The following is a 24,764-nucleotide window of genomic DNA, read 5'->3' as shown; positions in this document are numbered from 1 at the left end:
GGCATCGTTGTCACCCACACCTCATCTCGTCGAAAGGATCGCCATGAAGCTGTCGGTTCCAATTACCCTGACGTTGCTCGCGCTTCACGCGGGCTTCGCGTGCGCCGCGCCACGCATCGTCTATCAGGGCACGCTTCAAGGGGCCGGCGAAGTCGTGATGGAACTCGACGGGCGGACGGCGGCAGACGGCACGATCTCGGGCCGCTATTTCTACACGCAGTACGGCGTCGACATTCCGCTGCATGGCAAGCCCGCACAGCTCGTCGAACCGCTCGGGCGAACGGATATTCCGGCTGACGTGCGCAACCAGTCGAGCTACAGCGATCAGGCCGATTTCGATCAGGTCGCGGCAACCTGGCGCGGTACGCAGGAGAGGGACGGCTATCGGGGACGCTGGACCGATGCACGCTCGGGCAAGACGCGCACCTTCGCGTTGCGGCGTGTCGCCGAATACGATCCCGACGCGGTTGCGCCAGGCTCCGTCGAAGCCATCACCGATCGCATCGCCGGCGGCGTAGGCAGCGGCATCGCACGCGGCGTGGACATCGACATGAAGCACGCGCCCTATGCGACGCTGAAGCTCGCCGGGCACGCGCAGCCGGTCGGCCCCGAGATCGGCGACGGTATGGTCGCCTACCGGATGTGGCGCGATCCGCGCACGCAGTTCCTGTATCCGCGACTGCGCCGCCATCCCGATCCGGCCGTCATGGCGCGAGTCAACCACCTGCTGGAGCAGCGGCAGTGGCAGATGAGCCTCGCTGCGCTCGAATGCGCGTCGACCCGCTATACCGACGACGGGCCGGCAGCCGGTTCGCTCGGCGGTTACGACGACGATCGCGTGACGGTCACGTGGTTATCGCCCTCGGCACTCGGCATCGTGGAATCGGGCAGCACGTTCTGCGGCGGTGCGCATCCGAACAACCACTATGACCCCGTGACATTCGACCTGCTGCGCGGCGCGTATCTCGACTGGAATCGCGTGATCGACGCTTTCTCGCCGGGCAAGGACGGCATACCGGAAACCAGCCCCACGCTGGCGCGCTTCATCACGCAGCTACGCGACGCGGCGAAGCCTGGCGACCGGCCGACCGATGGCGAAGGCGATTCGATCTCGTGCGCCGACGTGCTCCCCGAATATCTCGCGTTCGAGTTCGATGCACCGGGCAAGCTGTCGTTCAGCGTGTCCGGCATCGGTCACGCACTGGGCGCGTGCCTCGGGCCGCAACTCGACGCATCGTTCGCGGCGCTGACACCGATCCTGAAACCAGGCGGGGCGCGTTATCTCGTACCGGGCGTCAAGTTGCCGTAACGCGTAACGGGCGCCCCGCCCGGCACAGCGTCAGGAAGCGTCGCCCTGCGCGGCGTCGACTTCGATCCCCAGTTCGCCGGCCATCCGGTGAACCAGCGCACTCAGTCGCACCACTTCATCCGCGAGGCGCTTCTGTTCGGCCTTCAGCGCCTCGAATTCGGAAGGCGGCACGGAGTCCACGCCACCGGCATCCGCGCCCGCGAAGTCGGCAACATTCACCTCGCCGCACATCAGGTGCATCCAGCGGTTTTCGCGCGCGCCCGGCGCACGTGGCAGTCGGACGACAAGCGCCTGCGCACGCGCCGCGAGTTCGTCGAGAAACGCCTCGACCGACGAGATATCCGCGAAGCCGTGCAGCCGCGCGCTGTTCAGGCGCAGTTCGGCGGCCGTCTGCGGGCCGCGCAGCAGCAGGATCGTCAGCAGCGCGACCGCCTGGCTCGGGATGCCGAGCACGCGGTTCATGTTGTGCTCGAAACGCGGCACACGGCTGCTGCTGCCTTCCATCACGAGGCTCAGGTGCTTCAGCCCGTCGAGCGCGGTCGTGACTTCATCCTCGCTGACGTTCATCACCGGCGCGCGTGCGGTTTTCTGGTTGCAGCCCGCGGTCAGCGCATTCAGCGACAGCGGGTAGGTGTCCGGCACCGTGTGCTCTTTCTCGACCAGCACACCGAGAATGCGGGCCTCGAGAGGCGTGAGTTCGCGAAGGGCGCGTGGCGTGGGCATATCCGGCGTGGTGTTCATGGGTGGCGTCGCAGCGTGCAGCAGGTGAAGGGAAACGGTCGTGGCCCGTCCGGCATCGCGCACGGGCGAGCCATATGATAGCTCGCGACGCGCGGCCCGGCGCCGCTCGCCGTGCCGTCGCGCGCACGTGCCGCAGCCGCTTTCGTCCAACGTATCGGCCGAGCGATGCCGCGCGGCGCTGCACACGCCCGGCACTTGCGCATTCGCGCTGCACACGCACCGCGGCCTGCGGCGCATGCACGGCGGAGTCACCCCCGCGTTTGCGCGACACGCATGGCGGCGCTACGATATGCGTTCACGCGGGCATCCGCGGCGCCGCGCGCGACCGCCTCTGCACACCTCCGCACGCCAATACCACGCATCATCCGCCCAACACGCACTGCCGCCGCGCCTGCGCGCCGCTCGTCAACACCGCTCACCCTTTCATCCCTTCACCGGTTCGCCACCATGACTGCATCCTCACCCGCGCCGCACGTGCGCGCCATCGTCACCGGACACACGCGCGGTCTCGGCGCATCGCTCGCCGAACAACTGCTGCAGGAAGGCATCGCCGTGCTCGGCGTGTCGCGCAGCCGCCATCCGTCGCTCGCATCGCAAGCCGGCGACCGCTTCGCCGAAGTCGAACTCGACCTGTCCGACACGTCGGCCGTCGCGACCTGGCTGGCCGGCGACACGCTGCGCAGCTTCGTCGACGGCGCATCGATCGTGCTGCTGTTCAACAACGCGGGGATCGTCGATCCGATCGGCCCGCTCGCCGCGCAGGACCCGGCGATCGTCGCGCGCGCGGTCGGCCTGAACGTCGCGGCGCCGCTGATGCTGTCGGCCGCGCTCGCGCAGGCGGCATCCGCCCCGACCGAATGCCGGATCCTGCACCTGTCGAGCGGTGCGGCGCGCAATGCGTACGCGGGCTGGAGCATCTACTGCGCGACCAAGGCCGCGCTCGATCACCATGCTCGCGCAGTCGCGCTCGACGCGAACCGCGCGCTGCGGATCTGCAGCGTCGCGCCGGGTGTCGTCGACACCGGCATGCAGGCGACGATCCGCTCGACCAGCGAAGGCAACTTCCCGATGCGCGAAAAGTTCGACCAGTTGAAGTCGAGCGGCGCGCTCGCGACGCCCGAGGCGGCCGCACGCCAATTGATCGGTTATGCGCTGAGCGATGCGTTCGGCTCCACGCCGACGGTCGACGTGCGGGAACTGCCGGCCAGGTAAACCACGGGCCGCGAGGTCCGCCGCGCAACGCGGCCCGTCATCCCTCGAGCCGTTTCGTCCAGTCTTCGACCTGCCGCTCGGTCCGGCGCATTTCAAGCATCTTGCGCCAGCCGGGCGGCAGCACCGGGACATCACACAGCGCATCGAGCGCGGCCATGTCGAGCGTGCGCCGGTACAGCACATCGAGCACCGTCGACAGCGGCCATTGCGGATAGCGGCGCTCATGCAGCGCCAGCACGTCGCCCGGCGCGACCCAGCCTTCGTGCAGCACGCGGTAGTACCAGCCGGTCCGGCCGCTTTGCTGCACGAGCGCGGCCATCCGCGGATGATCGAAGCGCGCGTTGAGCTTCCAGCACGGCTGCCGCGACTGCGTCACCTGAAGCACGGCGCCGCCCAGCGTGAACACGTCGCCAACGCACACGTCATGCTCGGTCACGCCATGCGTCGACAGGTTCTCGCCGAACGCGCCCGCTTGTGCAAGCACGTCGCGTGCGCCGATCTGCGCGGACCACCACGCATAGTGATCGTGCGCATAGTGGTGGACCGCCTTGTCCGGCCCGCCGTGATGCCGCGCATCGGCCTGCTCGTCGCCGGCAAAGCCTAGCGCGCCCAGCCACAGGCGCGCGTCGACCGGCCGCTTGTCGATCGCGCTCGCGTGCGGCGTGCCGGCCAGCGGCCGGCTCGCGCCGACCCGCACCGCGCCGATGATGGCCGCGATCGCCGGCCGCGCTTCATCGCTCATGCCGGGACACCGTCCGGCAGTGCCGCGAGCAGGCGTTCGAGTTCGCGCGTGCGCGCATCGCCAAGCGGCAGCAGCGGCTTCCTCGGTTCGCCGGCGTCGAAGCCGCGCAGGCGCAGCCCGGCCTTCACGGTCACCGGCAGCCCGCCGTTGACGATGAACTGCAGCAGCGGCAACTGCGCATGAAAGACTGCCCGGGCGCGCGTCAGGTCACCCGCGCGCATCGCGTCGACCAGCGCGAGCGGCAACGCCGCGTTCAAATTCGGCGCGGCCGTGCACCATCCGGCCGCGCCCGCGGCCAGCGCGGCGAGCGCCATCGGATTGCTGCCGTTGTAGAACGGGATCGTCCCGTCGCTCAACTGCGCGAGTCGGTGCATCCGGCCGATGTCGCCGGTGCTCTCCTTGACCATCGTGACGTTGTCGACGGTCCGGCAGATCGTTGCAATCAGGTCGGGCGACATGTCGACGCCACTCGTCGCCGGGTTGTTGTACAGCATGATCGGAATGCCGATCGCGTCGCCGATCGCGCGGTAGTGCGCGACGATCTCGTCGTTGCCGAGCTTCCAGTACGACACCGGCAGCACCATCACCGCATCGGCGCCGGCTTGTTCGGCGATGCGCGCGCGGCGCACCGCACCCGCCGTGGTGAGTTCGGAGATGCCGACGACGGTCGGCACGCGCCGGCGCACCGCGCGGATCGACGCACTGGCAACCGCCTCCCATTCGGCGTCGGACAGGTACGCGCTCTCGCCGGTACTGCCCAGCGGGGCAATCGCCTGAACGCCGTCGGCGATCAGGCGCTCGATCAGCGCATCGAGCGTATTCAGATCGACGCCGCCGTCGGCGGAGAACGGCGTGACCGGGTAGGCAATGATGCCTTGCAGCAGGATAGACACGATGTGTATTCCTCAATGATGAGTGAACGTGACGGAAGCGATGCGCTCGTTCACGCGACGCAGTCGCGATGCGTGCGCAGTGCGCGGCGCGCGTAATAGTCGAATGTCACGGCATCGCGCTTCGGTTTCGAAATCCAGTCGTGCGCTTCCCGCGCCAGCGCCGGCGGCACCGGCTTGATCTCGCCGGCCGACATCGCGAGCAGTTGCAGCTTCGCGGCCCGCTCGATCAGCAGCGCGAGCATGCACGCTTCCTCGATCGTCTTGCCGACCACGAGCTGGCCGTGATGCGACAGCAGGATCGCGCGCTTGCTGCCGAGCGCCTTCGAGATGATCTCGCCTTCCTCGTTGCCGACCGGCACGCCGGGCCAGTCCTTCAGGAACGCGCAATCGTCGTATAGCGGGCAGGTATCCATGTGCGACACGACGAGCGGCTGCTCGAGCATCGACAGCGCCGCGACGTGCGCCGGATGCGTATGGATGATGCAGTTCACGTCCGGGCGCTCGCGATAGATCCACGTGTGGAACCGGTTGGCCGGGTTCGGAATGCCTTCGCCGTCGACGACGTCGAGATCCTCGTTGACGCGCAGCAGGTTCGCGGCCGAGATCTCGTCGAAACCGAGCCCGAGCCGCTGCGTGTAGTACGTGCCGGCGTCGCCCGCGCGGCAGGTGATCTGCCCGGCCAGGCCGGAATCGTGACCGGCGTCGAACAGGATCCGGCACGCGAGCGCGAGCTTCTGTCGCGCGGACCAGCCGCTGTCGCCCACCTCGTTTTCAAGACGCCGCTCCGCCAGCGCGACCAGCGCCGCCTTCGTCAAATTCAGCGTTTCCGCCATGTTCACCTCCTGAATGGGTCGGATGTGTCGCGTCGGCCGCAGCCGTTTTCCCGGGATCCGTGACACACGATCCATTATATGACACATAGTGTCATGCGTTACAATCGGTTTTTCGAAGGACACCTGGCGCCCCATGACGATTCGCCTGAAGCTGCTCAGAAAACAGAAGGGCTGGACGCTCGATGTGCTGGCCGACGAGACCGGCCTCACCAAGAGCTACCTGTCGAAAGTCGAGCGCGGCCTGAGCGTGCCGTCGATCGCGGTCGCGCTGAAGCTGTCGAAAGCGCTGAATGTCGACGTCGAGCAACTGTTCTCGGAAAGCAGCAATCGCGAGCTGATCACGGTCACGCGCGCCGGCGAGCGCACGGCGATGGGCGCGGCGGCCGACAGCCACGCGCACCGCTTCGAAAGCATCGCGGCCGGCGTCGCGCCGAAGAAGATGCTGCCGTTCGTCGTGCATCCGCCGCACGAATTCGTCGCGTCGACGTTCCGCGAGCACGAAGGCGAGGAATTCCTGTTCGTGCACAAGGGGCGCGTCGAAATCGAATTTCCGAACGAGACGGTGCAACTCAAGACCGGCGATTCAGTCTATTTCAACGCACTCATCCCGCACCGCACGCGCAGCCTCGGCGCCGCGCAGGCGGAGATCCTGGTCATCGTCAGTCACGACGACTAGACTCGTCACCTCTTCGCGCAAGGATCCTCCGATGGTCACAAAGGCCACCGCACCGTTCCAGCAGATCAAGACGCTCGTTCGCCAGAACGTCGAGTCGGGCGACTGGCGCCCCGGGGACCGCATTCCGTCCGAGCTCGATCTCGCCGCGCAGTTCGGCGTCGCGCGCATGACGGTCAACCGCGCGCTGCGCGAGCTGACCGAGGAGGGCGTGCTGAAGCGCATCGCGGGCGTCGGCACCTTCGTCGCCGAGGCGAAGCCGCAGTCGAACCTGCTGATGATTGCGCATATCCGCGACGAAATCCGCGCGCGCGGCCACGAATATCGCTGCCGCGTGCTGAGCCGGTCGAGCGAGCCCGCATCGTTCGACGTTGCGGCCGCGTTCGGCCTGCCGGTCAACACGCCGGTCTTTCATGTGGTGTGCGTGCACGAGGAAAACGGCCGCCCGATCCAGCTGGAAGACCGCTACGTGAACCCGGCCGCCGCGCCCGGTTTCATCGACCAGGATTTCCAGACCGAGCCGCCGTCCGAGTACCTGTACAACAACGTGTCGCACTACGAACTGGAAATCGAGCACGTCGTCGACGCGTCGTTGCCGTCCGGCGAACAGGCGCGGCTGCTCGACATGCGCGCCGACGAGCCGTGCCTCACGCTCACGCGCCGCACCTGGACGGACGGGCTGCCCGTCACGTTCGTGCATTTCCTGCATCCGGGCAACCGCTACCGGCTCGGCTCGCGCTTCAAGCCGGGCGCCGGGCGCCACCCGACCTGACCTTTCGCCACACGCCGGCACGCACAACAACGCGCAGCGGCCGTTTCGTCGGGAAACGGCCGCCGAGCTCGTTACATGTGCCGGTCAGATCGCGCCGGCCTGCCCCGCACCGCGCGACCACACGACCGGAAACAACGGGTGTTCGAGCGGCGCGCCGTCCGGCAGTTGCTCCGCGAGCCCGGGGAAATCGGGCGACGTTTTCCAGCGGCGCGGCGCGTGACGGATGTCGTCGCCGACGAAGCGGATCGAGAACGCACGCCGGCGGTTCTGCGTGCCGCCCGACGCATGCAGCGTGAGCATCCGGAAGCACACCATGTCGCCGGGCTCGAGCGCCCAATGGCGAATCGGGAACGCCGCGCGATCGGCTTCGATGTCGGGCAGGTCGGCGAGGCTGCCTTCCGGGAACCACTTCGCCTCCTTGTCCATGAACGTGCGCGGCATCAGCCACGGCCCGCGATGCGAGCCCGCGACGAACTCCAGCGTCGATTCGAGCGGCACCGGATCGACCGGAATCCACATGCTGACGTTGTCGTCGCCTTCGATGTTGTAGTACGGCTGGTCCTGGTGCCACGGCGTGCGCTGCCGCGTGCCGGGCTCCTTCACGAGCAGGTGGTCGTGATGCAGCCGCACGTGGTCCGTGCCCATCAGCGCGGCGGCCACCGACGGCGCCGGCGAGCGCACGATGAAGTCGCGGTATGCGTCGTTGTGCTGCCAGTTGCAGAAATCCTCGAAGAACCAGCCCGGATCGTCGGGCCGGCTCGCGACTTTCGCGCGCTCGCTCGGCTGCGCGAGATTCGTGTCGATGCCGGCCCGGAGCGCGGCCACTTCGTCGGGCGAAAAGATGCCCTTGATGCAGACCGCGCCTTCCTCGCGGAACGCGGCGATCAGTTCGGGCGTCACGGCTTTCGCGACGCGGTCCTGGATACTCGTCATGGTTTGCCTGTCGATTGAATGAATCACGGGGTCACGGTGCGGCGGTCAACTGCTTCGCGCCGTAGATGTCGAAGTCGAAGTATTTCGCGGCGATCTTCTGGTACGTGCCGTTCGCGCGAATCGCGACGATCGCGTCGTTCAGCCGCTTCTTCATGTCGGCGTCGCCCTTGCGCAGCCCCATCGCGACGCCGTAGCCGGTGATCCGCGCGTCGGTCACGTCGGGGCCCGCGAACGCGTAGCCCTTGCCGCGCGGCGTCTTCAGGAACGAGTAACCGGCCTGCGTCTTGTCCTGGAAGGTCGCGTCGAGGCGGCCGTTGACGAGATCCTGGTAGACCTGGTCCTGGTTCTGGTACGAGACGATCGTCACGCCCTTGGTCGCCCATTCGGCCTTCGCGTACGCCTCCTGCGTCGTGCCCTGGTCGATTCCGATGCGCTTGCCCGCGAGCGACGTCGCGGTCGGCAGCAGCTTCGAGCCGACCGGCGCGACGAGCGCGCCCGGCGACGCATACAGCTTGTTCGAGAAGTCGATCTGCTTGAGCCGCTCGTCGGTGGCCGTCATCGCGGACATGATTACGTCGAACTTGCGCGCGCGCAGCGCCGGAATCATCCCGTCGAAGCCCTGCTCGACCCACACGCACTTCGCACGCAGTTCCTCGCAGATCGCATTGCGCAGGTCGATGTCGAAACCGGCGAGCGAGCCGTCGGGCTGCTTCGCCTCGAACGGCGGATACGTGGGATCGATGCCCCAGCGAATCGTCGACGTGTCCTGCGCGAACGATACGAGCGGCGCGAACGCCAGCGCGGTAACGAGGAGCTTTGCAGTGCGGTTCATGGCGGGTCCTTGAAGGTCTCGACGCGGCGGGCGACCGCCGGCGTCCGGTGGATGGCGCCGTGCCGTGATGCCGGCGCGGCGCGGTGCGCGAAAGACGGGGACTTCGATGAAACTGCGATGCAGTCTAGACCGCTCAATTTCTGAGCGCAAGCGACGGAAACGGGGGTGAGGGGGATTGAGGCCGAGCGGAGGCGGGAAGGAAGGATTAGGGCTTGAATTCTGGCTGTTTTTCGGGGGTTTCGGGTGTTTACCCTGTGCGACGCATGCCTGCCACAGAGCGTGCTTCTACCGATATCGGCAGGATGGCGATGTCTATACAGGCGTGCAACGCGAAGTCTTGTCCGATACGGTTTTGGCTGTATTGATGATGCGACCTATACCGGGCTGAAGATTCTCAGAGACGAAAACTTGCCTTGAGATGTAAGATATAACTTACATTCAAGATCGCTTAAGCAGCGTCGGGAGGTCGGCATGCAGCTCTATGAAATCGGCCAGGCCGTTGCAAAACGAAGGTCGGAGCTCGACCTCACGCAGGCCCAGCTTGCGAGGCTCGCCGGATTGTCCCGCCTCACCGTGAACCAGCTCGAAGCCGGCAAGGTCAAGAATCTCGGCATCAACAAGCTGATCCCGTTGCTCAGCGTGCTCGGCATCGAACTCCTGGCACTCCCGCGGCAGGCGCAAAATGGTCTCTACAAGGCCGTCGTGAGCGCGAACGTCAGCTACAAGGGCGAATTGACCGAACGACTGCTGGCCGATGCGTTGACCACCGGACACATTCCGGAAGGATACGAATCGCAATTCTCCGTCATCCTCGACGAGGTGCCGCTGCCTGTCGTCGTGAAGGCGGCAGAGGAAGCTGCGGAGCGCTCGGGCACACCGCTTCGGACTATCTGGAAAAACCTTGCCGCATGGTCGAAGGATCTCCATCTGTATCGGGAGGTATGGACATGACCGCACCATCCGCGTTACCCGACGGCCCGTGGCAGGGCCTTTTCCGTCACGCGCTGACACTGGTCGACGAGATACGAAAACACGGCAAGTCGAATCCGTTCTGGACGTTCGGCGGCGGCACGGTTCTCATGCTGCGCCACGGCCATCGCGTCAGCAAGGACGTCGACATCTTCGTACCCGACCCGCAGTATCTCGGGTACGTGAATCCCCGCATCAGCGACGCCGCATCCGACATCACGGCGGACTACGAGGAACACGCCGGTTTCGTGAAACTGGTGCTGCCCGACGGCGAAATTGACTTCGTGGTCTCCCGAAATCTAATGTCGCCCGGTTACGACGAATGGATGCTGATGGATCACGTCGTCAAGGTCGAGACTTCCGCGGAAATCGTCGCCAAGAAAATGTGGCACCGTGGCGATCGCCCGACCGCGCGGGACCTGTTCGATCTGTGTCTGGTCATCGAGCGGGAACCGGAGAGCCTGATGGATGCCGGTGCATTTCTCGTTCGGCATCGCGATACGTTTTTGCGCCTGCTCAAAGAGCATCGTACCTTCGTACAGCCGCGCTTCGACGACATCCGGACACTCGGCTACACGCCGTCGTTCGACTACTGCGTGAAACTGGCCGACGCGTTTCTCGGGCAGCTTCCCGGTAGCCCCCCCGAACGCAAGTCGCGCCCCCGCTGAAACCTACCGCGCCCCCACCAGCACCCGCTCGATCGCCGCATACCCGCGCCCGCGCAACGCCGCGCCAGGTCCGGCGAAACCGCGATTGCCCGTAGCGCCCGGCCATGTTAAAAATCGTCGCACGCATTTGGAAATGAAATGTTCGAATCCGAAAAAGTGCAGAAATGAATAGACCCCTGTTCGACCTCGACCTGCTGCGCGCCCTCGTGATGGTCGCCGACTGCGGCAGCTTCACGACGGCCTCCGCGCGTCTGCACTCGACGCAATCGACGGTCAGCCAGAAGGTGCGCCGGCTCGAGGAAATCGCCGGACATCGGCTGCTCGACCGCGGCACGCGCGACGTGCGGCCGACCGACGCGGGCGTGACGGTGCTCAGCTATGCGCGGCGCATGCTCGCGCTGAACGACGAGATGCTGGAAGCGCTGTCGGGCGCGACGGTCGCACTGACGATCCGGCTCGGCGTGCCGGACGATTTCGCGGCGGGCCGCACGACCCATGCGCTCGCCGCGTTCAATCGCGAGCATCCGCAGGTCAAGCTCGAAGTGATGTGCGGGCTGAGCCGCGACATCAGCGCCGCATACGATCGCGGCGAGCTCGACCTCGTATTGATCAAGCAGCGGCGCGACAGCCGCGAGGCCGTCGTGCGCTGGCCCGAGAAGCTGCGCTGGATCGACAGCGCGAAGCATCCGTCGATCGATCTCGACCCGGTGCCGATCGTCGTGTTTCCGCCGCGCGGGCTCTATCGCGACGACATGATCAAGGCGATCGAGGAGCGCGGCCGCCGCTGGCGGATCAGCTTCACGACGTCGAGCCTGAGCGGCATCCAGGCCGCCGTCGCCGACGGGCTCGGCATCAGCGTGCTACCCGCGCGCGTGGTGACGGACGAGCACACCGTGCTGACCGCGAAGCAGGGTTTCGCGCCGATCGAGCACATGGACATCGCGATCCTGCATCGGCCGACGGCCGATCCGATGGTCAGCGCGCTGACGAAGACGCTCGCGGCGATGCTGGAGCACGAGGAATAGTCGAGCGGCGGGGTTCGTTCAGGAAGAAAGAAAGGAGCTGTCCACCCCGGATCACTCAGAACATCGTGTTCCCGTTCGCGGCCTGCTCGGGCACCGGCTGGTTGACGTCCCAGTGCTCGACGATCTTGCCGTTCTCCAGCCGGAAGATGTCCACGATCGCACTGCCGCGCGTGCCGGGTTCGCGCACCGCGTGCACGTGCAGGATCACGTAGTCGCCGTCGACGAACGAGCGTTTGATCTCGCTGTGCGACTGCGGATACTTGTCGCGCAGGAACGCGACGAACTTGCGGAAGCCGTCGCGGCCGTCGGCTGCATTCGGGTTGTGCTGCACGTAGCGCTCGCCGACATACGCGAGCGCGGCATCCGCGTCTTTCTCGTTCAGGCCTTTTTCGTAGAAGGCGAGCACCGTCCGCCGATTGGCTTCCTGCTGCGCGTCGTTCGGGCCGGCCGCCACCGCATGCGCGGCGGTCACGGCGAACAGGGCCGCCGCCATCCATCGTGCGGCCCGTGCCGCTGTCGTGCGTCGCATCGTCGTCTCCCGGAAAATCCGGCTGAAAACCGGATCATACCGGGGACGACACGGCGCTCAGACCAGCGCGCCGTTGCGCGCGACGATCTTCCCCGACGACACAACGAGACGCCGCACCGGCCGCGCGACGACCGCCTCGGCGAACGTCAGCGCATCGACGAGCACGACGTCCGCGCGGCTGCCCGGCTGCAGCCCGTAGTCGGCGAAACCGCAACCGCGCGCGCCGCTGTGCGTCACGCAGTCGAGCGCGACTTCGAGCGCATCGTCGCGGCGGAAATCGTTGCGCATGCCGATCAGCATCGCGCGTTCGAGCATGTCGGGCGAACCGTACGGCGTCCACGTGTCGCGCACGCCATCGTTGCCGCCGATGACGGTCACGCCCGCCGCGCGGCACGCGGCCACCGGCGGCACGGGCACCGCCGCCGGCGCGGTCGTGACGATCGCGACGCCGAGTTCGGCCATCCGCGCGAGCAGCGCATCACGCTCGCGTTCGGCGATATCGCCGAGACAGAACCCGTGGCTGATCGTGACCTTCCCGTGCATGCCGTGCGCGGCCGTGCGCTGCAGGATCAGATCGAGCGAGTACGCGCCCATCGACGCGCGTTCGTGCAGGTGGATGTCGAGCCCGCGGCCGTGGCGCTCGGCGATCGCGAACAGCACGTCCACCGCCTCGACCGGATCGCCTTCGATCGCGCACGGGTCGAGCCCGCCGAGCAGATCGGCGCCGGCGCCGAGCGCGTCGGACAGCAGCGCGTCGGTACCCGGCCGCTTGAGCACGCCCGATTGCGGAAACGCGACGATCTGGATTTCAACCTGCCCGCGCAGCGTCTCGCGCGTGGCGAGCACGCCGTGCAGGTGCCGCAACCCGGCTTCGGTATCGACGTCGACGTGCGTGCGGATGCGCGTCGTGCCGGCTGCGAGGAACGCGCGTGCGAGCGCGAGCGATGCGGCGCCCGCGTCATGGCCGCTCGTCGCGCGATAGTGCCGTTCGTTCTCGATGCGGTCGACGAGGCGCGGCCCGACCTGGTTGCGATACCACGGCATCCCCCAGTGCGTCTTGTCGAGGTGTGTGTGGCCTTCGACGAGGCCAGGCAGCGCGAGCGCGCCCGCGCCGTCCTCGATCGCGCAGCCGGCAGGCGCGTCGAGCGACGGGCCGACGCGCGCGATGCGATCGTCTTCGATGAGGATGTCGAGCGCAGCGTCGGCGCTCGTGCGGACATTGCGGATCAGCAGGTTCGTCATGTCGGTTCCGGTGTGGTCGGTCAGTGCGAAGCGGGCACGGCGCGTGCGCGGTGCCCGCGGTCAGGTCGGTCAGCGCGTGAAGTGCAGCGACGGGGCGAACGGCGCGCCCGTATCGCTTTCGCCGCGGCGGAACACCCAGCGTTCGGCCGGCACGCCCGCGACGGCCGCCGCCGCATTCGGCGCGCGCACCGCGACGAACGTCGCGTCGCAGCCGACCGCGATTCCGTAGTTCTCCTTGCCGATCGCGCACGCGCCGGCGTGCGTCGCCATGTCGAGCGCGATGCCGAGCGCTTCGTCGGTGTAGAAGCCCGACCGATAGCCGACCATCATCGCGCGCTGCAGCATGTCGCCGTTGCCGTACGGCCACCACGCGTCGCGGATGTTGTCGTTGCCCGCGAACACGTGCACGCCCGCGTCGCGCAACCGCCGCACCGGCGGAAACGCGCAGTCGCCCGGCGCGTTCGTCAGGATCGACACGCCGGCTTCGGCCAGCGCCACCGCCGTGCGTTGAACGTTGTCGTAGCCGACTTCGCCGAGCGCATACGCATGGCTCACGTTCACACGCCCGCCGAGCCCCGCCGCGCGCGTGCGCGCCGCGATCCGCAGCAGTTGCGCGATGCCGGTTTCGCCCGGTTCGTGCAGGTGGATGTCGAGCTTCGCGCCGCGCTTCTCGGCGATGCCGAACACGATGTCGAGCTGGCCGTCCGCATCGCCGTCGAGCGTCGTCGGGTCGATCCCGCCGACCACGTCCGCGCCTTCGCGTACTGCCGCGTCCAGAATGTCGGCGGTGCCCGGGCACGACACGACGCCGGCCTGCGGAAACGCGACGAGTTCGATGTCGACGATCCCGCGCCATTGCTCGCGCGCGGCCATCACGGCCTGCAGGTTCGACAGGCCAGTCGTCGCATCGACGTCGACGTGGCTGCGCATCGCGACCGTGCCGAATGCGGCGGCCTGCGCGATCAGCGCGTTCGCGCGCTCGACGATCGGCGGCGCGGCCGCGAGCTGGCGCTTCTCGACCGCGAGCCGCTCGCGCAGCGAGCCGACCGGTTCGTGCGGCACCCAGCGATCGCCGACGAAACTCTTGTCGAGGTGGATGTGGCCATCGACGAAGCCGGGCAGCACGACGCGGCCGTCGAGGTCGATCGTCTCCGTGCCGGGCGCAGCAGCGCAATCGGCGCCGATCGCGATGAAGCGGCCGTCACGGACGACGAGGTTGATGGGTTGGCCGCCGGCGTCGACGGCATTGATGAAGATACGATCGGTCATGGCTCGGAAGGTGGGGCAGTCGCTGCGCGACACCGGCGCGGACAGGGGAAGGAACCGCAGCCGGCGCGGCGCGACCGTTGGCAGGGAATCCGGCCACGATATCGGACGCCGCCGCCCGAGGCCAATTAAATGTCGCGATGCCGCGCATTCGATTTCGCGATGTGCGGCGCAAACGCCAAGCCGGCGAGGTGCGGCAGCGGGGTCCGATCTCGTCGGCGACGGCCCGCATGCCAATGGCCCGTCGGGCGACGTCGCGGAAGCCGAGGTTTCAGGCGCCGGAATCGACACGCCGACCGCCTCGGAAGACACGCCGCCGGACCGCTATCGATGCGCGTCATCGAAGCTGCCGAACGGGCGCCGGCGCCCTTGCCGGCCCTCGCTTCAGCGCCCCGCCCGACCGGCGATTTGCGCGGCAACAGACTTTACACGTTGTTACCCGGCCGCACCGGACACGCATTCGGCCATTCCTTATACTCACGCCGAGTTCGCCACCCGTCCGGGAATCCGTCGGCGAACACGTTGCCGATGCAGGAACCATCATGATGCGCATGCCTTCCACGAAGACCGTTCTGTTCGCCTCGCTCGTCGCCGTGGCGGCGCTTCCGCTGACCGCCTGCGTCGCGCCGGGTTATTACGGCGCGCAGCCGGGCTATCCGCAGCAGCAATACGCGACGCCCGGCTACGCGCAGCCCGCGTATTCGCAACCGGGCTACGTACAGCAGCAACCGTACGATCAATACGGCAACCAGCCGCAATACGGGTCGCAGCCGTATGACCAGTACGGCAATCAGCAACAGCAATACGGCAACCAGTACGGCAACGGCTACGGCACGCAGTACGGCACAGTCGCGAACATCCAGCCGGTCAACGGCTCGGTCGGCCCGTCGGGCGTCGCCGGCACCGTCGTCGGCGCACTGATCGGCGGCGTGCTCGGCAACCAGGTCGGTCGCGGTCACGGCCGCGAAGCGGCCACCGTGATCGGTGCGCTCGGCGGCGCGGTCGCGGGCAACCAGATCGGCCAGCAGATGGGTGCGGCGCAAGCGCCGAGCAGCTACCGGATCGACGTGCAGGTCAGCGACGGCTCGACGCGTTCGTTCGACGTGCAGTCGCCGGGCAACCTGCGGCCGGGCGACCGCGTGCAGATCAACGGCAATCAGTTGTCGCGGTATTGATGCCGATTCGGTGTGCCTGACCTGAGCGGGCGCACCTCGCGCGTTTGATGTCGTGTGACGGTTCGGCGCGATGGCGCGCGTGCTTCACGTCATCCTCATCCTTCGTGCCAGCGCGGCGCGCATGACGCGCCGCCGGTACTTCCGCAGTCCCTGCACCTTCGCGTCAGCCTCCAGCGCGACGCATCGCACTGCCGTTCCACCGCTCGCCTGCACGAACCGACCGCGTCGCAGTCACACGCGCTCCGCACCGAGCGCGATGCGCGTCGACCGCGCGACGCGATCTGACGACCAAGGCGCGGCCGGGATGCACGGCACATCGAACGCCGCCACGTGCCATCCGGATTCCGATTAGCATAGGCACGATGCATCCCGCGGCCGCAGCAGCACGCGCCGGCATGCACAGCCCCCAACCGGAACGCCCCTCGATGACGATCACGACCCGCCTGCTCGACGCGGCCGACGCCGCCCGTTTCCAGACCCTCCGCCTGCGTGCGGTCGACACCGCGCCTACCTCCTTCCTGCCGACACTCGACGAAGAATCGCAGGTGCCCGTCGACGAATTCGCGACGCGCATCACGCCGACTCACGAGCGCGCCGTGTTCGGCGCGTTCGACGGCGACACACTCGTCGGCATCACCGGCGTGCGCCGCGATGCGCGCGTGAAGATCGCGCACAAGGCGACGATCTGGGGCGTGTTCGTCGATCCCGCGTATCGCGGGCGCGGCATCGCGCAAGTGCTGCTCGAAAGAGCGACCGCGCATGCGGCGCACGCGTGGCAGTGCACGCAACTGATGCTGTGCGTGAACGAAGTCAACGGCACCGCGGAGCGGCTGTATGCGTCGCAGGGGTTCGTCCGGTTCGGCACCGAACCGCGCTCGCTGTTCGTCGACGGGCGGTTCTATGACGAACACTACATGGTCAAGACGCTGGCGTAACGCGGCGAAGCGGCGGGGACAAGCAGCGCAGCGCGAACGCTGATACGCCGCACCGCTCGCAATCTGCGCTCGCTTTCGAGCGCGGGCAACTGTGCGTCACGCACGCGCATCGACCGGCGCACGCACGCGCACCCGCTCGCTCGCACCATCATCGCCTGTCGGTGATCGTCGTGTTGACGATCTGCCCGGCGATCGTCACGTTCGTCAGCGTCAGCGCGTTCACGTTGAACGCGTAGATCGGCCCCGGCGACGTGACCGTCGGCGTGCCCGACGCGACCGGCGTGCCGAAGTCGCAGTTGCTGATCGTCACGCCGGAAATCGGCTGCACGGCCGGCACAGGCGGCGTGCCGTTGTAGTCGAACGCGACCGGCCCCTGCGCGACGATCGCCTGGAAGCACGACGCGGTCACGCCGTTCAGCGTCACGTTGCTCGCTTTCACGTCCGAGATCGTCACGTTCTGCACGACCGGCGCGCGCGTGCGCACCGCATCGTTCGCCGGCTGGTAATCGCAGTCGAACGTGACGATGCCGCCCTGCGCGGCCGACGGGTTGCCGGCCGACGGCGTGACGACGCCGAGCGGCACGCTCGCATTGACCGGGCTGCCCGCGAGCAACGCGCTGCCGTAGCCGCCGCCCTTCAGCGTCACGCCGTTCGGCAGCGTGACGCCCTTCACGTGGAAGTCCTTCACGTAGCCGCCGCGATTCATGTTGGTCTTCACGCGAATCGCGATGTTCAGCGGGTTGGTCTGCCAGTTCGCGTTCAGCATCGACAGGTTCGTCGCATAGATCTGCTCGACGCCGCCGCCCATCTCGCTGCCGAGCGTGATGCCGCCATGCCCGCTGTTCATCGTGCAGTTGCGGATCAGGTGCCGCTTTGCCGGCCCGTATTCGGTGTCGCGATCCTTGCCGGACTTGATCGCGATGCAATCGTCGCCGGTGTTGAACGTGCAGTCCTCGCACAGCACGTCGGTGCACGCGTCCGGATCGAAGCCGTCGTTGTTCGGGCCGATGCTGTTCGTCGTCACGCCGCGAATCACGACATGGCGGCTCCCGGTCGGATGGTGCTGCCAGAACGGCGTGTTCTGCGTCTGGTAATTCGCCATCAGCACGTTCGTGCAGCCGATGAATTCGACCATGCATGGCCGCAGATAGTGGCCGAGGCCGAAGATGCGCTTCTCGACCGGCACGCCGGCCTCGGATAGCGCGGGCAGGTAGTTCTGGTCCTGCTGCCATGGCGTGACCGGCGACGTGAGCAGCGCGTAGAGCGCGTCGGGAATCGCGGGCGCGACGATCCGCAGGTCGACGTTGTTCGGATTCGCATACGCCTGGCTCGGCACCCCCGCGGCTGCGCCGTACGCACCCGACGAACCCTTGAACGTCCACCAGCAGACGCTGCCGGCCCCGCTGCCGGAGAACGGCGTCATCGCCTGCCCGTTGAGCACCGACGTCGGGCCCTCGCCCGTCAGCGCGATATTCGTCGCGTTGCGCGCGTAGACGGGTGCGCCGTAGTTCAGGCAATCGTTCGCCTGCCAGCGGCTGTAGTACAGCCGGCCATTCGTGCCGCAATCGACCGGGCCATCCTTCGCGTAGTCGGCCGGGTTCGGGCTGAAGTAGATCGTGCAGTTCGCGCTCAGGTGGAAGGTCACGTTGCTCTGCAACACGATCGGCCCCGCGCAGTACCAGTTGCCGGACGGCACGACCACGCGCCCGCCGCCTTCGCGGCGGCACGCATCGATCGCCGCGAGAAACGCCGGGCGCGAATCGAACGCGCCAGGCGCGGTCGTCAGTTCGGAACCCGGGCTCACCGGCGATTTCGCGACGTTCGTGTACGGCGACGTCTGCGCGACCGTCGCGCACGGGCGCGCGCCGTAGTGCGTCACGTCGAAGTCGCGCCCGCGCAGTGCAAGCCGCGACACGTGCGCGAGCGACGCGGCGATGCGCGCCGCCGCGCCATGCTCGCCCCAGACGAGATCGACGGCCGACGCATTGGACATGTGGCCTCCCGCAAACGCCCGGGTTGCCGCGAGCGGTCCGCCGAGCACGGCGCCGCCGGCGAGTGCGCCGGTCCAGCCGATGAATGCGCGGCGCGACACCGGCTTCGACGATGGCGCTCGGACAGACGAAGACGAACGGCGGCTGTTTGCGGCCATGGGCACTCCTTCAGTGTATGGGGTATCGACGCGCCCGGCGGCGGATCGTTATTTATACGTCGTCGTACTACATCGAGCAGTCTAAATGCGATCGAAGCCAGACACGTATTTGTCGTTTACCCTGTTTTTACTGAATCAATTCGTCGAATGTGTGCGCACACTCACATCAACGAATGCTTTTTTAGAGATATGTTGTCGTACATTTATGCGCACAAACTTCAACTGAAATATCCAGGGCAACGACGCTCGCCGGGGCAGCGTCCCGACTCGCCATCCGCCGCGACCGCTCCCGCCGCCGGCTCGCGTCCTGTCGACACGGCCGGTTCGAACATCGGCACCCGTCCGCCGCCGACCCGCGTCGGTAATTCCGCCCCTGTTCAGCTCCCCGCTGCCCGCGCTATCGTTTCCCCATCTTCACAGCCCCGGAGCCCCACTTGCCTTCCCGTCACGGAGTCGACCTCATCCGCGCCCGCGCATTGTTCGATCGCGAGCGCCGTGCGTTCACCGAAGCCATGCCGGCGTCCCGCGCGCTGTCCGCGGAAGCGTCCGAGCACCTGCTGTTCGGCGTGCCGTTGCACTGGATGCAGGACTGGTCGACGCCGTTCTCGCTGGTCGTGAAGGAAGCGCGCGGCGCGACGTTCACGGACGTCGACGGCCATCGCTACGTGGATTTCTGCCTCGGCGATACCGGCGCGATGTTCGGCCATGCGCCCGAACCGGTCGCCCGCGCGCTCGTCGAGCAGGCCACGCGCGGCTACACGACGATGCTGCCGAGCGAGGACGCCGCGTGGGTGTCGCGCGAGCTCGCGCGCCGCTTCCGGCTGCCGGTCTGGCAGTTCGCGCTGAGCGCGAGCGACGCGAACCGCTTCGTGCTGCGCTGGGCGCGCGCGGCCACCGGCCGCAACACGATCGTCGTGTTCAACGGCTGCTATCACGGCACGGTCGACGACGTGTTCGTCGATCTCGTCGACGGCCGCCCCGTGCAGCGCGACAGCCTGCTCGGGCAGTCGTACGACCTGCTCGCGAACACGCGCGTCGTCGAATTCAACGACCTGGACGCGCTCGAAGCGGCGCTGAGGAACGGCGATGTCGCATGCGTGCTCGCCGAGCCCGCGATGACGAACATCGGGATGGTGCTGCCCGACCCGGGCTTCTGGGATGCGGCGCGCGAACTGACGCGCCGCTACGGCACGCTGCTCGTGATCGACGAAACGCACACGATCAGCAGCGGCCCGGGCGGCTACGCGGTCGCGCACGATCTCGAACCGGACATGCTGGTGGTCGGCAAGCCGATCGCAGGCGGCGTACCGTGCGCGGTGTACGGCTTCAGCGCGGAATTCGCGGAACGCGCGAAACAGGCGAAGCTGAACGCGCCGCCCGGCCATTCGGGCATCGGCACGACGCTCACCGCGAACATGCTCGCGATGCATGCGATGCGCGCGACGCTGGCCGAAGTCGCAACCGACGCCGCGTATGCGCACATGTTCGAACTCGCCGCGCGGCTGGCCGCCGGACTCGAACAGGCAATCGCGAAACACGGGCTGCCATGGTGCGTGACGCGCATCGGCGCGCGCACCGAATTCCAGTTCGCGCCCGAGCCGCCGCGCAACGGCACGCTCGCCGGCGCGCAACTCGACAGCGAGCTAGAACACATCGTGCACCTGTACCTGCTGAATCGCGGCGTGCTAATCACGCCGTTCCACAACATGATGCTCGTGTGCCCGCAGACGACGAGCGACGATGTCGACAAACTCGTCGCGCAGTTCGACGCGTGCCTAAGCGAGCTGGTGTGACGTGATGCAACCGCGTCCGGCTCGCCAGTACGCGCGAGCCGGACGCATGCCCGATGCGTCATGCATCACGGCGAGCGATGAGCGATGAGCGACATCCCGCATCCGGCGCGCCTGCCGGCTTAACGCGCTACTTCGGCCGATCCGTCGGATCGACCTGCGCGCCGGGCACGCTTTCGGCACGCGCGCTCGACTCAAGCTCGCGCGTGAGCGCCGCATGCGCTTCGCCACCGGACGCCTGCACGGAAGCCCCGCCGTCGAGCGCCGGCAGGATGTAGCCGTTCACCATCCGGCGGAACAGCTTCACGTTCTCCGCGTCGCGCAAGCCGCCTTCCACCGGCAGCACGCCCGTCATCACGACCACCGCATTGCGCTTCGGCAGCACCGTGATGAATTGCCCCTTGAAGCCCATCGCGTCGAACTCGGGTTCGCTCTCGACGATGTTGTTGATCCACCAGTAGTAGCCGAAATGCGGCGACACGCGCGGCGTCGTCATCTGCGCGACCCACGCTTGCGGGACGACCTGCCGCCCCTGCCAGCGGCCGCCGTCGAGCACGAGCATGCCGATCTTCGCCATGTCGATCGCGCGCAGCCGCAAGCCCCAGCCGGCCGACACGAGCCCCGTGCGGTCGGCGCGCTCCCAGGCGGCGCGCTTCATGTCCAGCGGGCCGAACAGATGCGTCTGCGCATAGCGCTCGACCGGCTCGCCGGCGGCCGCGCTCAAGATTGCCGATGCGAGGATCGGGTTGACGTCGGTGTACTCGAACGCGGTGCCGGGCGCGGCCTTCGGCGCCGCCGAAGCGGCAAGCTTCAGCCGGTCCGGCGCGGTGTAGTAGATCGGATCGTCCTTCGGGCTGAAGTCGTAGTGCAGGCCGCTCGACATCGACAGCACGTGTTTCAGCGCGATATTGCGCTTGTCGGCGAGCGCGCCGGCGAGATCGGGCCGCCACGCGGCGAGCCGCGCGGCCACCGGGGCGTCGGGATGCACGGCGCCGCGGTCGACCAGGATGCCCGCGACGAGCGACGTCACGGCCTTCGTGACCGAATACAGCTCGTAGGTCGCGTCGCGCGACGCGTTCGCGCCGTAGCGCTCGAAGATCAGCTTGCCGTCCTTCACGACGAGCAGGCTGTACACGTCGAGCTTCTGTTCGCGGATCCAGCGCGACAGGTCGACGAGCTTGCGCGAATCGACGCCGACATCCTCAGGCGTGGCGGCCTCGATGCCCGTTTCGTGCAGCAGCGGCAGCGCGTCGGCCGCCTGCGCCGCCGATAGCGCGGGCGCAAGCGCGCCGCCACCGATCAGCAACGTCGCGAGCCGCGCGAGCAGCCGGCGAACCAGAGGCGCCGCGCGCGACGCGGGCCCGCACGCATCGGGCCGCGCGGCCCGGCTGGCGATCATGTTTGCAATCCTCATCAAATTTCCGGCGCGTCGTTGAACGCGGCGGCCGTGCCGGGCACGCCCTTCGTCTGCCGGCTGCGCGCCAGCTCGTCGCGCAGCGCCTGCGTCGTGTCCGCGCGCTCGACCGGCGGCTGTGCCGGCGTGAGCGCGGGCAGGATGTAGTCGTTGACCATCCGGCGATAGAGGTTCAGGTAGGTCGCATCGCGCAGGCCGCCGTCGGTCGGCAGCAGGCTCGTCATCACGACCACCGCGCGCTGCGCGGGCAGCACCGTGATGAACTGCCCCTTGAAGCCCATCGCACCGAATTCCGGCGTGCCGTGCTCGACCACGTGGCTGATCCAGCAGTAGTAACCGTAATCGGCCGCGGCCGGCGACGGTGCGGTCATCTGCCCGACCCAGCCGGCCGGCACCACCTGCTTGCCGTTCCACTGGCCGCGGTCGAGCAGCAGCATGCCGAGCTTCGCCATGTCGACGGCACGCAACCTCAGGCCCCAGCCGCCGGCCACCGCGCCCGTGCCGTCGGCGCCGCTCCAGCGGTAATGCGCGAAGCCGAGCGGTTCGAACAGCCGCTTGCGCGCGAATTCGTCCTCCCGCTCGCGCGCGGCGATCGACACGGCCGTGCCGACCAGCACCGGGTTCACGTCGATGTAGTCGAAATGCGTGCCGGGCGGCTGCGCCGCGCGGCTCGTCACCGCGACGCGCAGCCGGTCGGGCGCATCGTAGTAGAGCGGATCGATGCCTTCGCGCGTCGTGTAGCGCAGCCCGCTCGACATCGACATCAGGTGCCGCAGCTCGATGTCCTGCTTGTCCGCGAGTTCGCTCGCGAGATCGGGCCGCGCGGCCGCGATCAGCGGCGCGACCTTCGTCGACGGGCCGAGCTTGCCTTCGCCGTCGAGGATGCCGGCGAGCAACGCGGTCACCGTCTTCGTCACCGAGTACAGCTCGTAGTTGTTGTCGCGCGTGAGGCCGTCGCCGTAGCGCTCGAACACGATCTTGCCGTCCTTCACGACGACGAGGCTGCGCACGTCCATCCGGTCGTGGCGCAGCCAGGCCGACATCCGCACGAGCGGCGCCGAATCGACGCCGACCGATTCGGGCACGACGCTCGGCATGTCCTGCGGCGCGCCGCCGGCCGCCAGTGCCGGGCCGCCGCACGAACCGGCGACGATCGCGGCGGCCGCGATGCCGCGCATTGCATGGGGAACGCTCATCCTTGCTCCTGTCGAAACCTGCGCCCGCGGTGTCGCGCGGGCCATCGCATCAATCGAGGCACGGCTTGCCGGCCGGCACGAACTGCCCGCGCCCCGGCTCGGCCGCGAGCAGGCGGCCGTCCTCGACCAGCAGTTCGCCGCGCGACAGGCAATGGCGCGGCCAGCCCGTCACTTCGATCCCTTCGTACGGCGTGTAGTCGACCGCATGATGCAGCGACGCATTCGCGATCCGCACGCGCTTGTCCGGATCCCACACGACGATGTCCGCATCGGCGCCGACCGCGATCGTCCCCTTCCTCGGATACAGCCCGTACAGCTTTGCGGGCCGCAGCGACGTCAGCTCGACGAACTGGTGCAGCGACAGCCGCCCGTGACGCACGCCGTCGAACAGCAGCGGCAGCCGCGTCTCGAGCCCGGGAATCCCGTTCGGGATATGGTCGAACGATACGGCCTGCCCGCCCGGATGCTTGCCGCACGGATCGTCGTAGTTGAACGGCGCATGGTCGGACGAGAACACCGAGAACACACCCTGCTTCAGCGCCTTCCACACGGCCTGCTGGTTCGCGGGATCGCGCGGCGGCGGGCTGCACACGCACTTCGCGCCTTCGTAGCCGTCGTGACCGGCGTGGCCGAGATCGGCGGCCGTCAGATACAGGTATTGCGGGCAGGTCTCCGCAAGGATCGGCAAACCGCGCGACTGCCCCCAGCGGATCTGCTCGATCGCCTCGGCGCCCGACACGTGCACGATCAGGATCGGCACGTCGACGAGTTCCGCGAACGCGATCGCGCGATGCGTCGCCTCGCGCTCGACCACGGCCGGCCGCGCATGCGCATGGAAATGCGGCGCGACGTGGCCGTCGCCGAGCAGCCGCTCGGTGAGCCAGCCGATGCAGTCCGAATTCTCCGCGTGCACCATCACGAGCGCGCCGTGTGCGCGCGCCACCGACAGCACGTCGAGCATCTGGCGATCGTTCAGCTTCAGGTCGTCGTAGGTCATGTACACCTTGAACGACGTGTAGCCGTTCGCGATCAGCCGCGGCAGCTCCTCGGCCAGCACGTGCGGCGTCGGATCGGCGACGATCAGGTGAAAGCCGTAGTCGACCAGCGCGCGCCCTTCCGCGCGCCGGTGATAGTCGTCGACGGCCGCCTGCAGCGACTGCCCCTTCGCCTGCGCGGCGAACGGGATCACGGTGGTCGTGCCACCGCACAGCGCCGAGCGCGTGCCGGACAGGAAATCGTCGGCCATCCGCAGCCCGTCGGGCATCGGCTGGTCGAGATGGCAGTGCGCATCGACGCCGCCCGGCATCACGAGCATCCCGCTCGCATCGAGCTCGCGCGGCGCGCGCGGCAGCCCGTGGCCGAGCATGGCCACGCGCCCCGCGCGGATGCCGATGTCGCACGAGAACCGGTCCGCCGCCGTCACGACGTCCGCGTGACGGATCACGAAATCGAGATCGTTCGACATG

23 protein-coding genes are annotated in these 24,764 nt (G+C 67.8%); 10 read left to right on the top strand and 13 right to left on the bottom strand.

Going from position 1 to position 24,764, the window contains the following annotated elements:
* Window positions 1-43: 43 nt before the first annotated feature.
* A complete protein-coding gene (locus R9B84_RS35030) occupies window positions 44-1,309 on the top strand; it encodes a hypothetical protein (RefSeq protein WP_423761946.1) in 1,266 nt (421 codons plus the stop codon).
* A gap of 30 nt (window positions 1,310-1,339) precedes the next feature.
* Here the strand turns inward: R9B84_RS35030 and R9B84_RS35025 are convergent, their stop codons facing one another.
* Window positions 1,340-2,050: a YceH family protein gene (locus R9B84_RS35025; protein WP_423761945.1), complete on the bottom strand. Its 711-nt coding sequence runs from the start codon at window positions 2,048-2,050 to the stop codon at window positions 1,340-1,342.
* Between the two features lie 447 nt (window positions 2,051-2,497).
* Here R9B84_RS35025 and R9B84_RS35020 point away from each other — a divergent pair, with 447 nt between their 5' ends.
* The gene (locus R9B84_RS35020; RefSeq protein ID WP_423761944.1) at window positions 2,498-3,262 is read left to right on the top strand and encodes an SDR family oxidoreductase; all 765 of its coding nucleotides are present in this window, start codon (window positions 2,498-2,500) and stop codon (window positions 3,260-3,262) included.
* A 37-nt stretch (window positions 3,263-3,299) separates the two neighbouring features.
* On the opposite strand, the gene R9B84_RS35015 is transcribed toward R9B84_RS35020, so the two are convergent.
* Genes R9B84_RS35015 through R9B84_RS35005 form a run of 3 tightly spaced genes read right to left on the bottom strand, consistent with a single transcriptional unit; the run spans window position 3,300 to window position 5,730 of the window.
* Window positions 3,300-4,004 carry an MOSC domain-containing protein gene (locus R9B84_RS35015; protein ID WP_423761943.1) on the bottom strand — a complete coding sequence of 235 codons (705 nt, stop codon included), beginning with the start codon at window positions 4,002-4,004 and terminating at the stop codon, window positions 3,300-3,302.
* Window positions 4,001-4,897, bottom strand: a complete 897-nt coding sequence (locus R9B84_RS35010) for a dihydrodipicolinate synthase family protein (RefSeq protein WP_423761942.1) — start codon at window positions 4,895-4,897, stop codon at window positions 4,001-4,003. Before R9B84_RS35010 ends, R9B84_RS35015 begins: the two co-directional genes overlap by 4 nt.
* Window positions 4,898-4,947: 50 nt before the next feature.
* Window positions 4,948-5,730, bottom strand: coding sequence for an aldolase (locus tag R9B84_RS35005; protein ID WP_423761941.1), 783 nt, complete (start codon window positions 5,728-5,730; stop codon window positions 4,948-4,950).
* A gap of 133 nt (window positions 5,731-5,863) precedes the next feature.
* Here R9B84_RS35005 and R9B84_RS35000 point away from each other — a divergent pair, with 133 nt between their 5' ends.
* Together R9B84_RS35000 and hutC are read left to right on the top strand one after the other, a co-directional pair.
* The gene (locus R9B84_RS35000; RefSeq protein WP_047902171.1) at window positions 5,864-6,406 is read left to right on the top strand and encodes a helix-turn-helix domain-containing protein; all 543 of its coding nucleotides are present in this window, start codon (window positions 5,864-5,866) and stop codon (window positions 6,404-6,406) included.
* Window positions 6,407-6,437: 31 nt separating this feature from the next.
* On the top strand, window positions 6,438-7,175 hold the full coding sequence (gene hutC / locus R9B84_RS34995) for a histidine utilization repressor (RefSeq protein WP_423761940.1): 738 nt from the start codon (window positions 6,438-6,440) through the stop codon (window positions 7,173-7,175).
* Window positions 7,176-7,259: 84 nt separating this feature from the next.
* Here the strand turns inward: hutC and R9B84_RS34990 are convergent, their stop codons facing one another.
* Together R9B84_RS34990 and R9B84_RS34985 are read right to left on the bottom strand one after the other, a co-directional pair.
* Complete coding sequence (locus R9B84_RS34990; RefSeq protein ID WP_423761939.1) at window positions 7,260-8,108, bottom strand: phytanoyl-CoA dioxygenase family protein; 849 nt, start codon at window positions 8,106-8,108, stop codon at window positions 7,260-7,262.
* 31 nt (window positions 8,109-8,139) lie between these two features.
* A complete protein-coding gene (locus R9B84_RS34985; protein WP_423761938.1) occupies window positions 8,140-8,940 on the bottom strand; it encodes an ABC transporter substrate-binding protein in 801 nt (266 codons plus the stop codon).
* A gap of 471 nt (window positions 8,941-9,411) precedes the next feature.
* On the opposite strand from R9B84_RS34985, the gene R9B84_RS34980 reads away from it, so the two are divergent.
* From R9B84_RS34980 to R9B84_RS34970, 3 genes are all read left to right on the top strand, one after another.
* Window positions 9,412-9,891, top strand: coding sequence for a helix-turn-helix domain-containing protein (locus tag R9B84_RS34980; RefSeq protein WP_423761937.1), 480 nt, complete (start codon window positions 9,412-9,414; stop codon window positions 9,889-9,891).
* Window positions 9,888-10,577 carry a nucleotidyl transferase AbiEii/AbiGii toxin family protein gene (locus R9B84_RS34975; RefSeq protein WP_423761936.1) on the top strand — a complete coding sequence of 230 codons (690 nt, stop codon included), beginning with the start codon at window positions 9,888-9,890 and terminating at the stop codon, window positions 10,575-10,577. Before R9B84_RS34980 ends, R9B84_RS34975 begins: the two co-directional genes overlap by 4 nt.
* Before the next feature lie 164 nt (window positions 10,578-10,741).
* Entirely contained in the window at window positions 10,742-11,602 is an 861-nt protein-coding gene (locus R9B84_RS34970; RefSeq protein ID WP_423761935.1) for a LysR family transcriptional regulator, read from the top strand.
* A gap of 55 nt (window positions 11,603-11,657) precedes the next feature.
* On the opposite strand, the gene R9B84_RS34965 is transcribed toward R9B84_RS34970, so the two are convergent.
* From R9B84_RS34965 to R9B84_RS34955, 3 genes are all read right to left on the bottom strand, one after another.
* A complete protein-coding gene (locus R9B84_RS34965) occupies window positions 11,658-12,131 on the bottom strand; it encodes a nuclear transport factor 2 family protein (RefSeq protein ID WP_423761934.1) in 474 nt (157 codons plus the stop codon).
* Between the two features lie 57 nt (window positions 12,132-12,188).
* Window positions 12,189-13,373 carry an amidohydrolase family protein gene (locus R9B84_RS34960; protein WP_423761933.1) on the bottom strand — a complete coding sequence of 395 codons (1,185 nt, stop codon included), beginning with the start codon at window positions 13,371-13,373 and terminating at the stop codon, window positions 12,189-12,191.
* A 69-nt stretch (window positions 13,374-13,442) separates the two neighbouring features.
* On the bottom strand, window positions 13,443-14,642 hold the full coding sequence (locus R9B84_RS34955) for an amidohydrolase family protein (RefSeq protein WP_423761932.1): 1,200 nt from the start codon (window positions 14,640-14,642) through the stop codon (window positions 13,443-13,445).
* Between the two features lie 539 nt (window positions 14,643-15,181).
* On the opposite strand from R9B84_RS34955, the gene R9B84_RS34950 reads away from it, so the two are divergent.
* Together R9B84_RS34950 and R9B84_RS34945 are read left to right on the top strand one after the other, a co-directional pair.
* Window positions 15,182-15,814, top strand: a complete 633-nt coding sequence (locus tag R9B84_RS34950; RefSeq protein WP_423761931.1) for a glycine zipper 2TM domain-containing protein — start codon at window positions 15,182-15,184, stop codon at window positions 15,812-15,814.
* 425 nt (window positions 15,815-16,239) lie between these two features.
* Window positions 16,240-16,749 (top strand): GNAT family N-acetyltransferase, encoded by a 510-nt coding sequence (locus R9B84_RS34945; protein WP_423761930.1) that lies wholly within the window; start codon window positions 16,240-16,242, stop codon window positions 16,747-16,749.
* Window positions 16,750-16,897: 148 nt separating this feature from the next.
* Here the strand turns inward: R9B84_RS34945 and R9B84_RS34940 are convergent, their stop codons facing one another.
* A complete protein-coding gene (locus R9B84_RS34940) occupies window positions 16,898-18,898 on the bottom strand; it encodes a glycoside hydrolase family 28 protein (RefSeq protein ID WP_423761929.1) in 2,001 nt (666 codons plus the stop codon).
* A gap of 434 nt (window positions 18,899-19,332) precedes the next feature.
* On the opposite strand from R9B84_RS34940, the gene R9B84_RS34935 reads away from it, so the two are divergent.
* Window positions 19,333-20,691 carry an aspartate aminotransferase family protein gene (locus tag R9B84_RS34935; RefSeq protein WP_423761928.1) on the top strand — a complete coding sequence of 453 codons (1,359 nt, stop codon included), beginning with the start codon at window positions 19,333-19,335 and terminating at the stop codon, window positions 20,689-20,691.
* Window positions 20,692-20,818: 127 nt separating this feature from the next.
* Here R9B84_RS34935 and R9B84_RS34930 read toward each other — a convergent pair whose 3' ends face one another.
* The 3 genes from R9B84_RS34930 to hydA are packed head-to-tail and all read right to left on the bottom strand — an operon-like array spanning window position 20,819 to window position 24,763.
* Window positions 20,819-22,087, bottom strand: coding sequence for a serine hydrolase domain-containing protein (locus R9B84_RS34930; protein WP_423761927.1), 1,269 nt, complete (start codon window positions 22,085-22,087; stop codon window positions 20,819-20,821).
* Window positions 22,088-22,101: 14 nt separating this feature from the next.
* Entirely contained in the window at window positions 22,102-23,298 is a 1,197-nt protein-coding gene (locus R9B84_RS34925; RefSeq protein WP_423761926.1) for a serine hydrolase domain-containing protein, read from the bottom strand.
* 49 nt (window positions 23,299-23,347) lie between these two features.
* Window positions 23,348-24,763 carry a dihydropyrimidinase gene (gene hydA, locus R9B84_RS34920; protein ID WP_423761925.1) on the bottom strand — a complete coding sequence of 472 codons (1,416 nt, stop codon included), beginning with the start codon at window positions 24,761-24,763 and terminating at the stop codon, window positions 23,348-23,350.
* Window position 24,764 lies beyond the last annotated feature (1 nt).

The sequence above is a fragment of the Burkholderia sp. NLJ2 genome (genome assembly GCF_049487195.1).
Classification (GTDB): domain Bacteria; phylum Pseudomonadota; class Gammaproteobacteria; order Burkholderiales; family Burkholderiaceae; genus Burkholderia; species Burkholderia pyrrocinia.
This window is presented reverse-complemented; position numbering and strand designations above follow the sequence as displayed.

What these genes read in the sequence shown, in the direction of transcription:
- R9B84_RS34960 (WP_423761933.1), bottom strand. Translation starts at nt 13,373, where the DNA reads ATGACGAACCTGCTGATCCGCAATGTCCGCACGAGCGCCGACGCTGCG.
- R9B84_RS35015 (WP_423761943.1), bottom strand. Translation starts at nt 4,004, where the DNA reads ATGAGCGATGAAGCGCGGCCGGCGATCGCGGCCATCATCGGCGCGGTG.
- R9B84_RS34950 (WP_423761931.1), top strand. Translation starts at nt 15,182, where the DNA reads ATGATGCGCATGCCTTCCACGAAGACCGTTCTGTTCGCCTCGCTCGTC.
- R9B84_RS35025 (WP_423761945.1), bottom strand. Translation starts at nt 2,050, where the DNA reads ATGAACACCACGCCGGATATGCCCACGCCACGCGCCCTTCGCGAACTC.
- R9B84_RS34970 (WP_423761935.1), top strand. Translation starts at nt 10,742, where the DNA reads ATGAATAGACCCCTGTTCGACCTCGACCTGCTGCGCGCCCTCGTGATG.
- R9B84_RS35030 (WP_423761946.1), top strand. Translation starts at nt 44, where the DNA reads ATGAAGCTGTCGGTTCCAATTACCCTGACGTTGCTCGCGCTTCACGCG.
- R9B84_RS34985 (WP_423761938.1), bottom strand. Translation starts at nt 8,940, where the DNA reads ATGAACCGCACTGCAAAGCTCCTCGTTACCGCGCTGGCGTTCGCGCCG.
- R9B84_RS34930 (WP_423761927.1), bottom strand. Translation starts at nt 22,087, where the DNA reads ATGATCGCCAGCCGGGCCGCGCGGCCCGATGCGTGCGGGCCCGCGTCG.
- R9B84_RS35020 (WP_423761944.1), top strand. Translation starts at nt 2,498, where the DNA reads ATGACTGCATCCTCACCCGCGCCGCACGTGCGCGCCATCGTCACCGGA.
- R9B84_RS34940 (WP_423761929.1), bottom strand. Translation starts at nt 18,898, where the DNA reads ATGGCCGCAAACAGCCGCCGTTCGTCTTCGTCTGTCCGAGCGCCATCG.
- R9B84_RS34965 (WP_423761934.1), bottom strand. Translation starts at nt 12,131, where the DNA reads ATGCGACGCACGACAGCGGCACGGGCCGCACGATGGATGGCGGCGGCC.
- R9B84_RS34975 (WP_423761936.1), top strand. Translation starts at nt 9,888, where the DNA reads ATGACCGCACCATCCGCGTTACCCGACGGCCCGTGGCAGGGCCTTTTC.
- R9B84_RS35000 (WP_047902171.1), top strand. Translation starts at nt 5,864, where the DNA reads ATGACGATTCGCCTGAAGCTGCTCAGAAAACAGAAGGGCTGGACGCTC.
- R9B84_RS34980 (WP_423761937.1), top strand. Translation starts at nt 9,412, where the DNA reads ATGCAGCTCTATGAAATCGGCCAGGCCGTTGCAAAACGAAGGTCGGAG.
- R9B84_RS35005 (WP_423761941.1), bottom strand. Translation starts at nt 5,730, where the DNA reads ATGGCGGAAACGCTGAATTTGACGAAGGCGGCGCTGGTCGCGCTGGCG.
- hutC (WP_423761940.1), top strand. Translation starts at nt 6,438, where the DNA reads ATGGTCACAAAGGCCACCGCACCGTTCCAGCAGATCAAGACGCTCGTT.
- hydA (WP_423761925.1), bottom strand. Translation starts at nt 24,763, where the DNA reads ATGTCGAACGATCTCGATTTCGTGATCCGTCACGCGGACGTCGTGACG.
- R9B84_RS34945 (WP_423761930.1), top strand. Translation starts at nt 16,240, where the DNA reads ATGACGATCACGACCCGCCTGCTCGACGCGGCCGACGCCGCCCGTTTC.
- R9B84_RS34990 (WP_423761939.1), bottom strand. Translation starts at nt 8,108, where the DNA reads ATGACGAGTATCCAGGACCGCGTCGCGAAAGCCGTGACGCCCGAACTG.
- R9B84_RS34955 (WP_423761932.1), bottom strand. Translation starts at nt 14,642, where the DNA reads ATGACCGATCGTATCTTCATCAATGCCGTCGACGCCGGCGGCCAACCC.
- R9B84_RS34925 (WP_423761926.1), bottom strand. Translation starts at nt 23,298, where the DNA reads ATGAGCGTTCCCCATGCAATGCGCGGCATCGCGGCCGCCGCGATCGTC.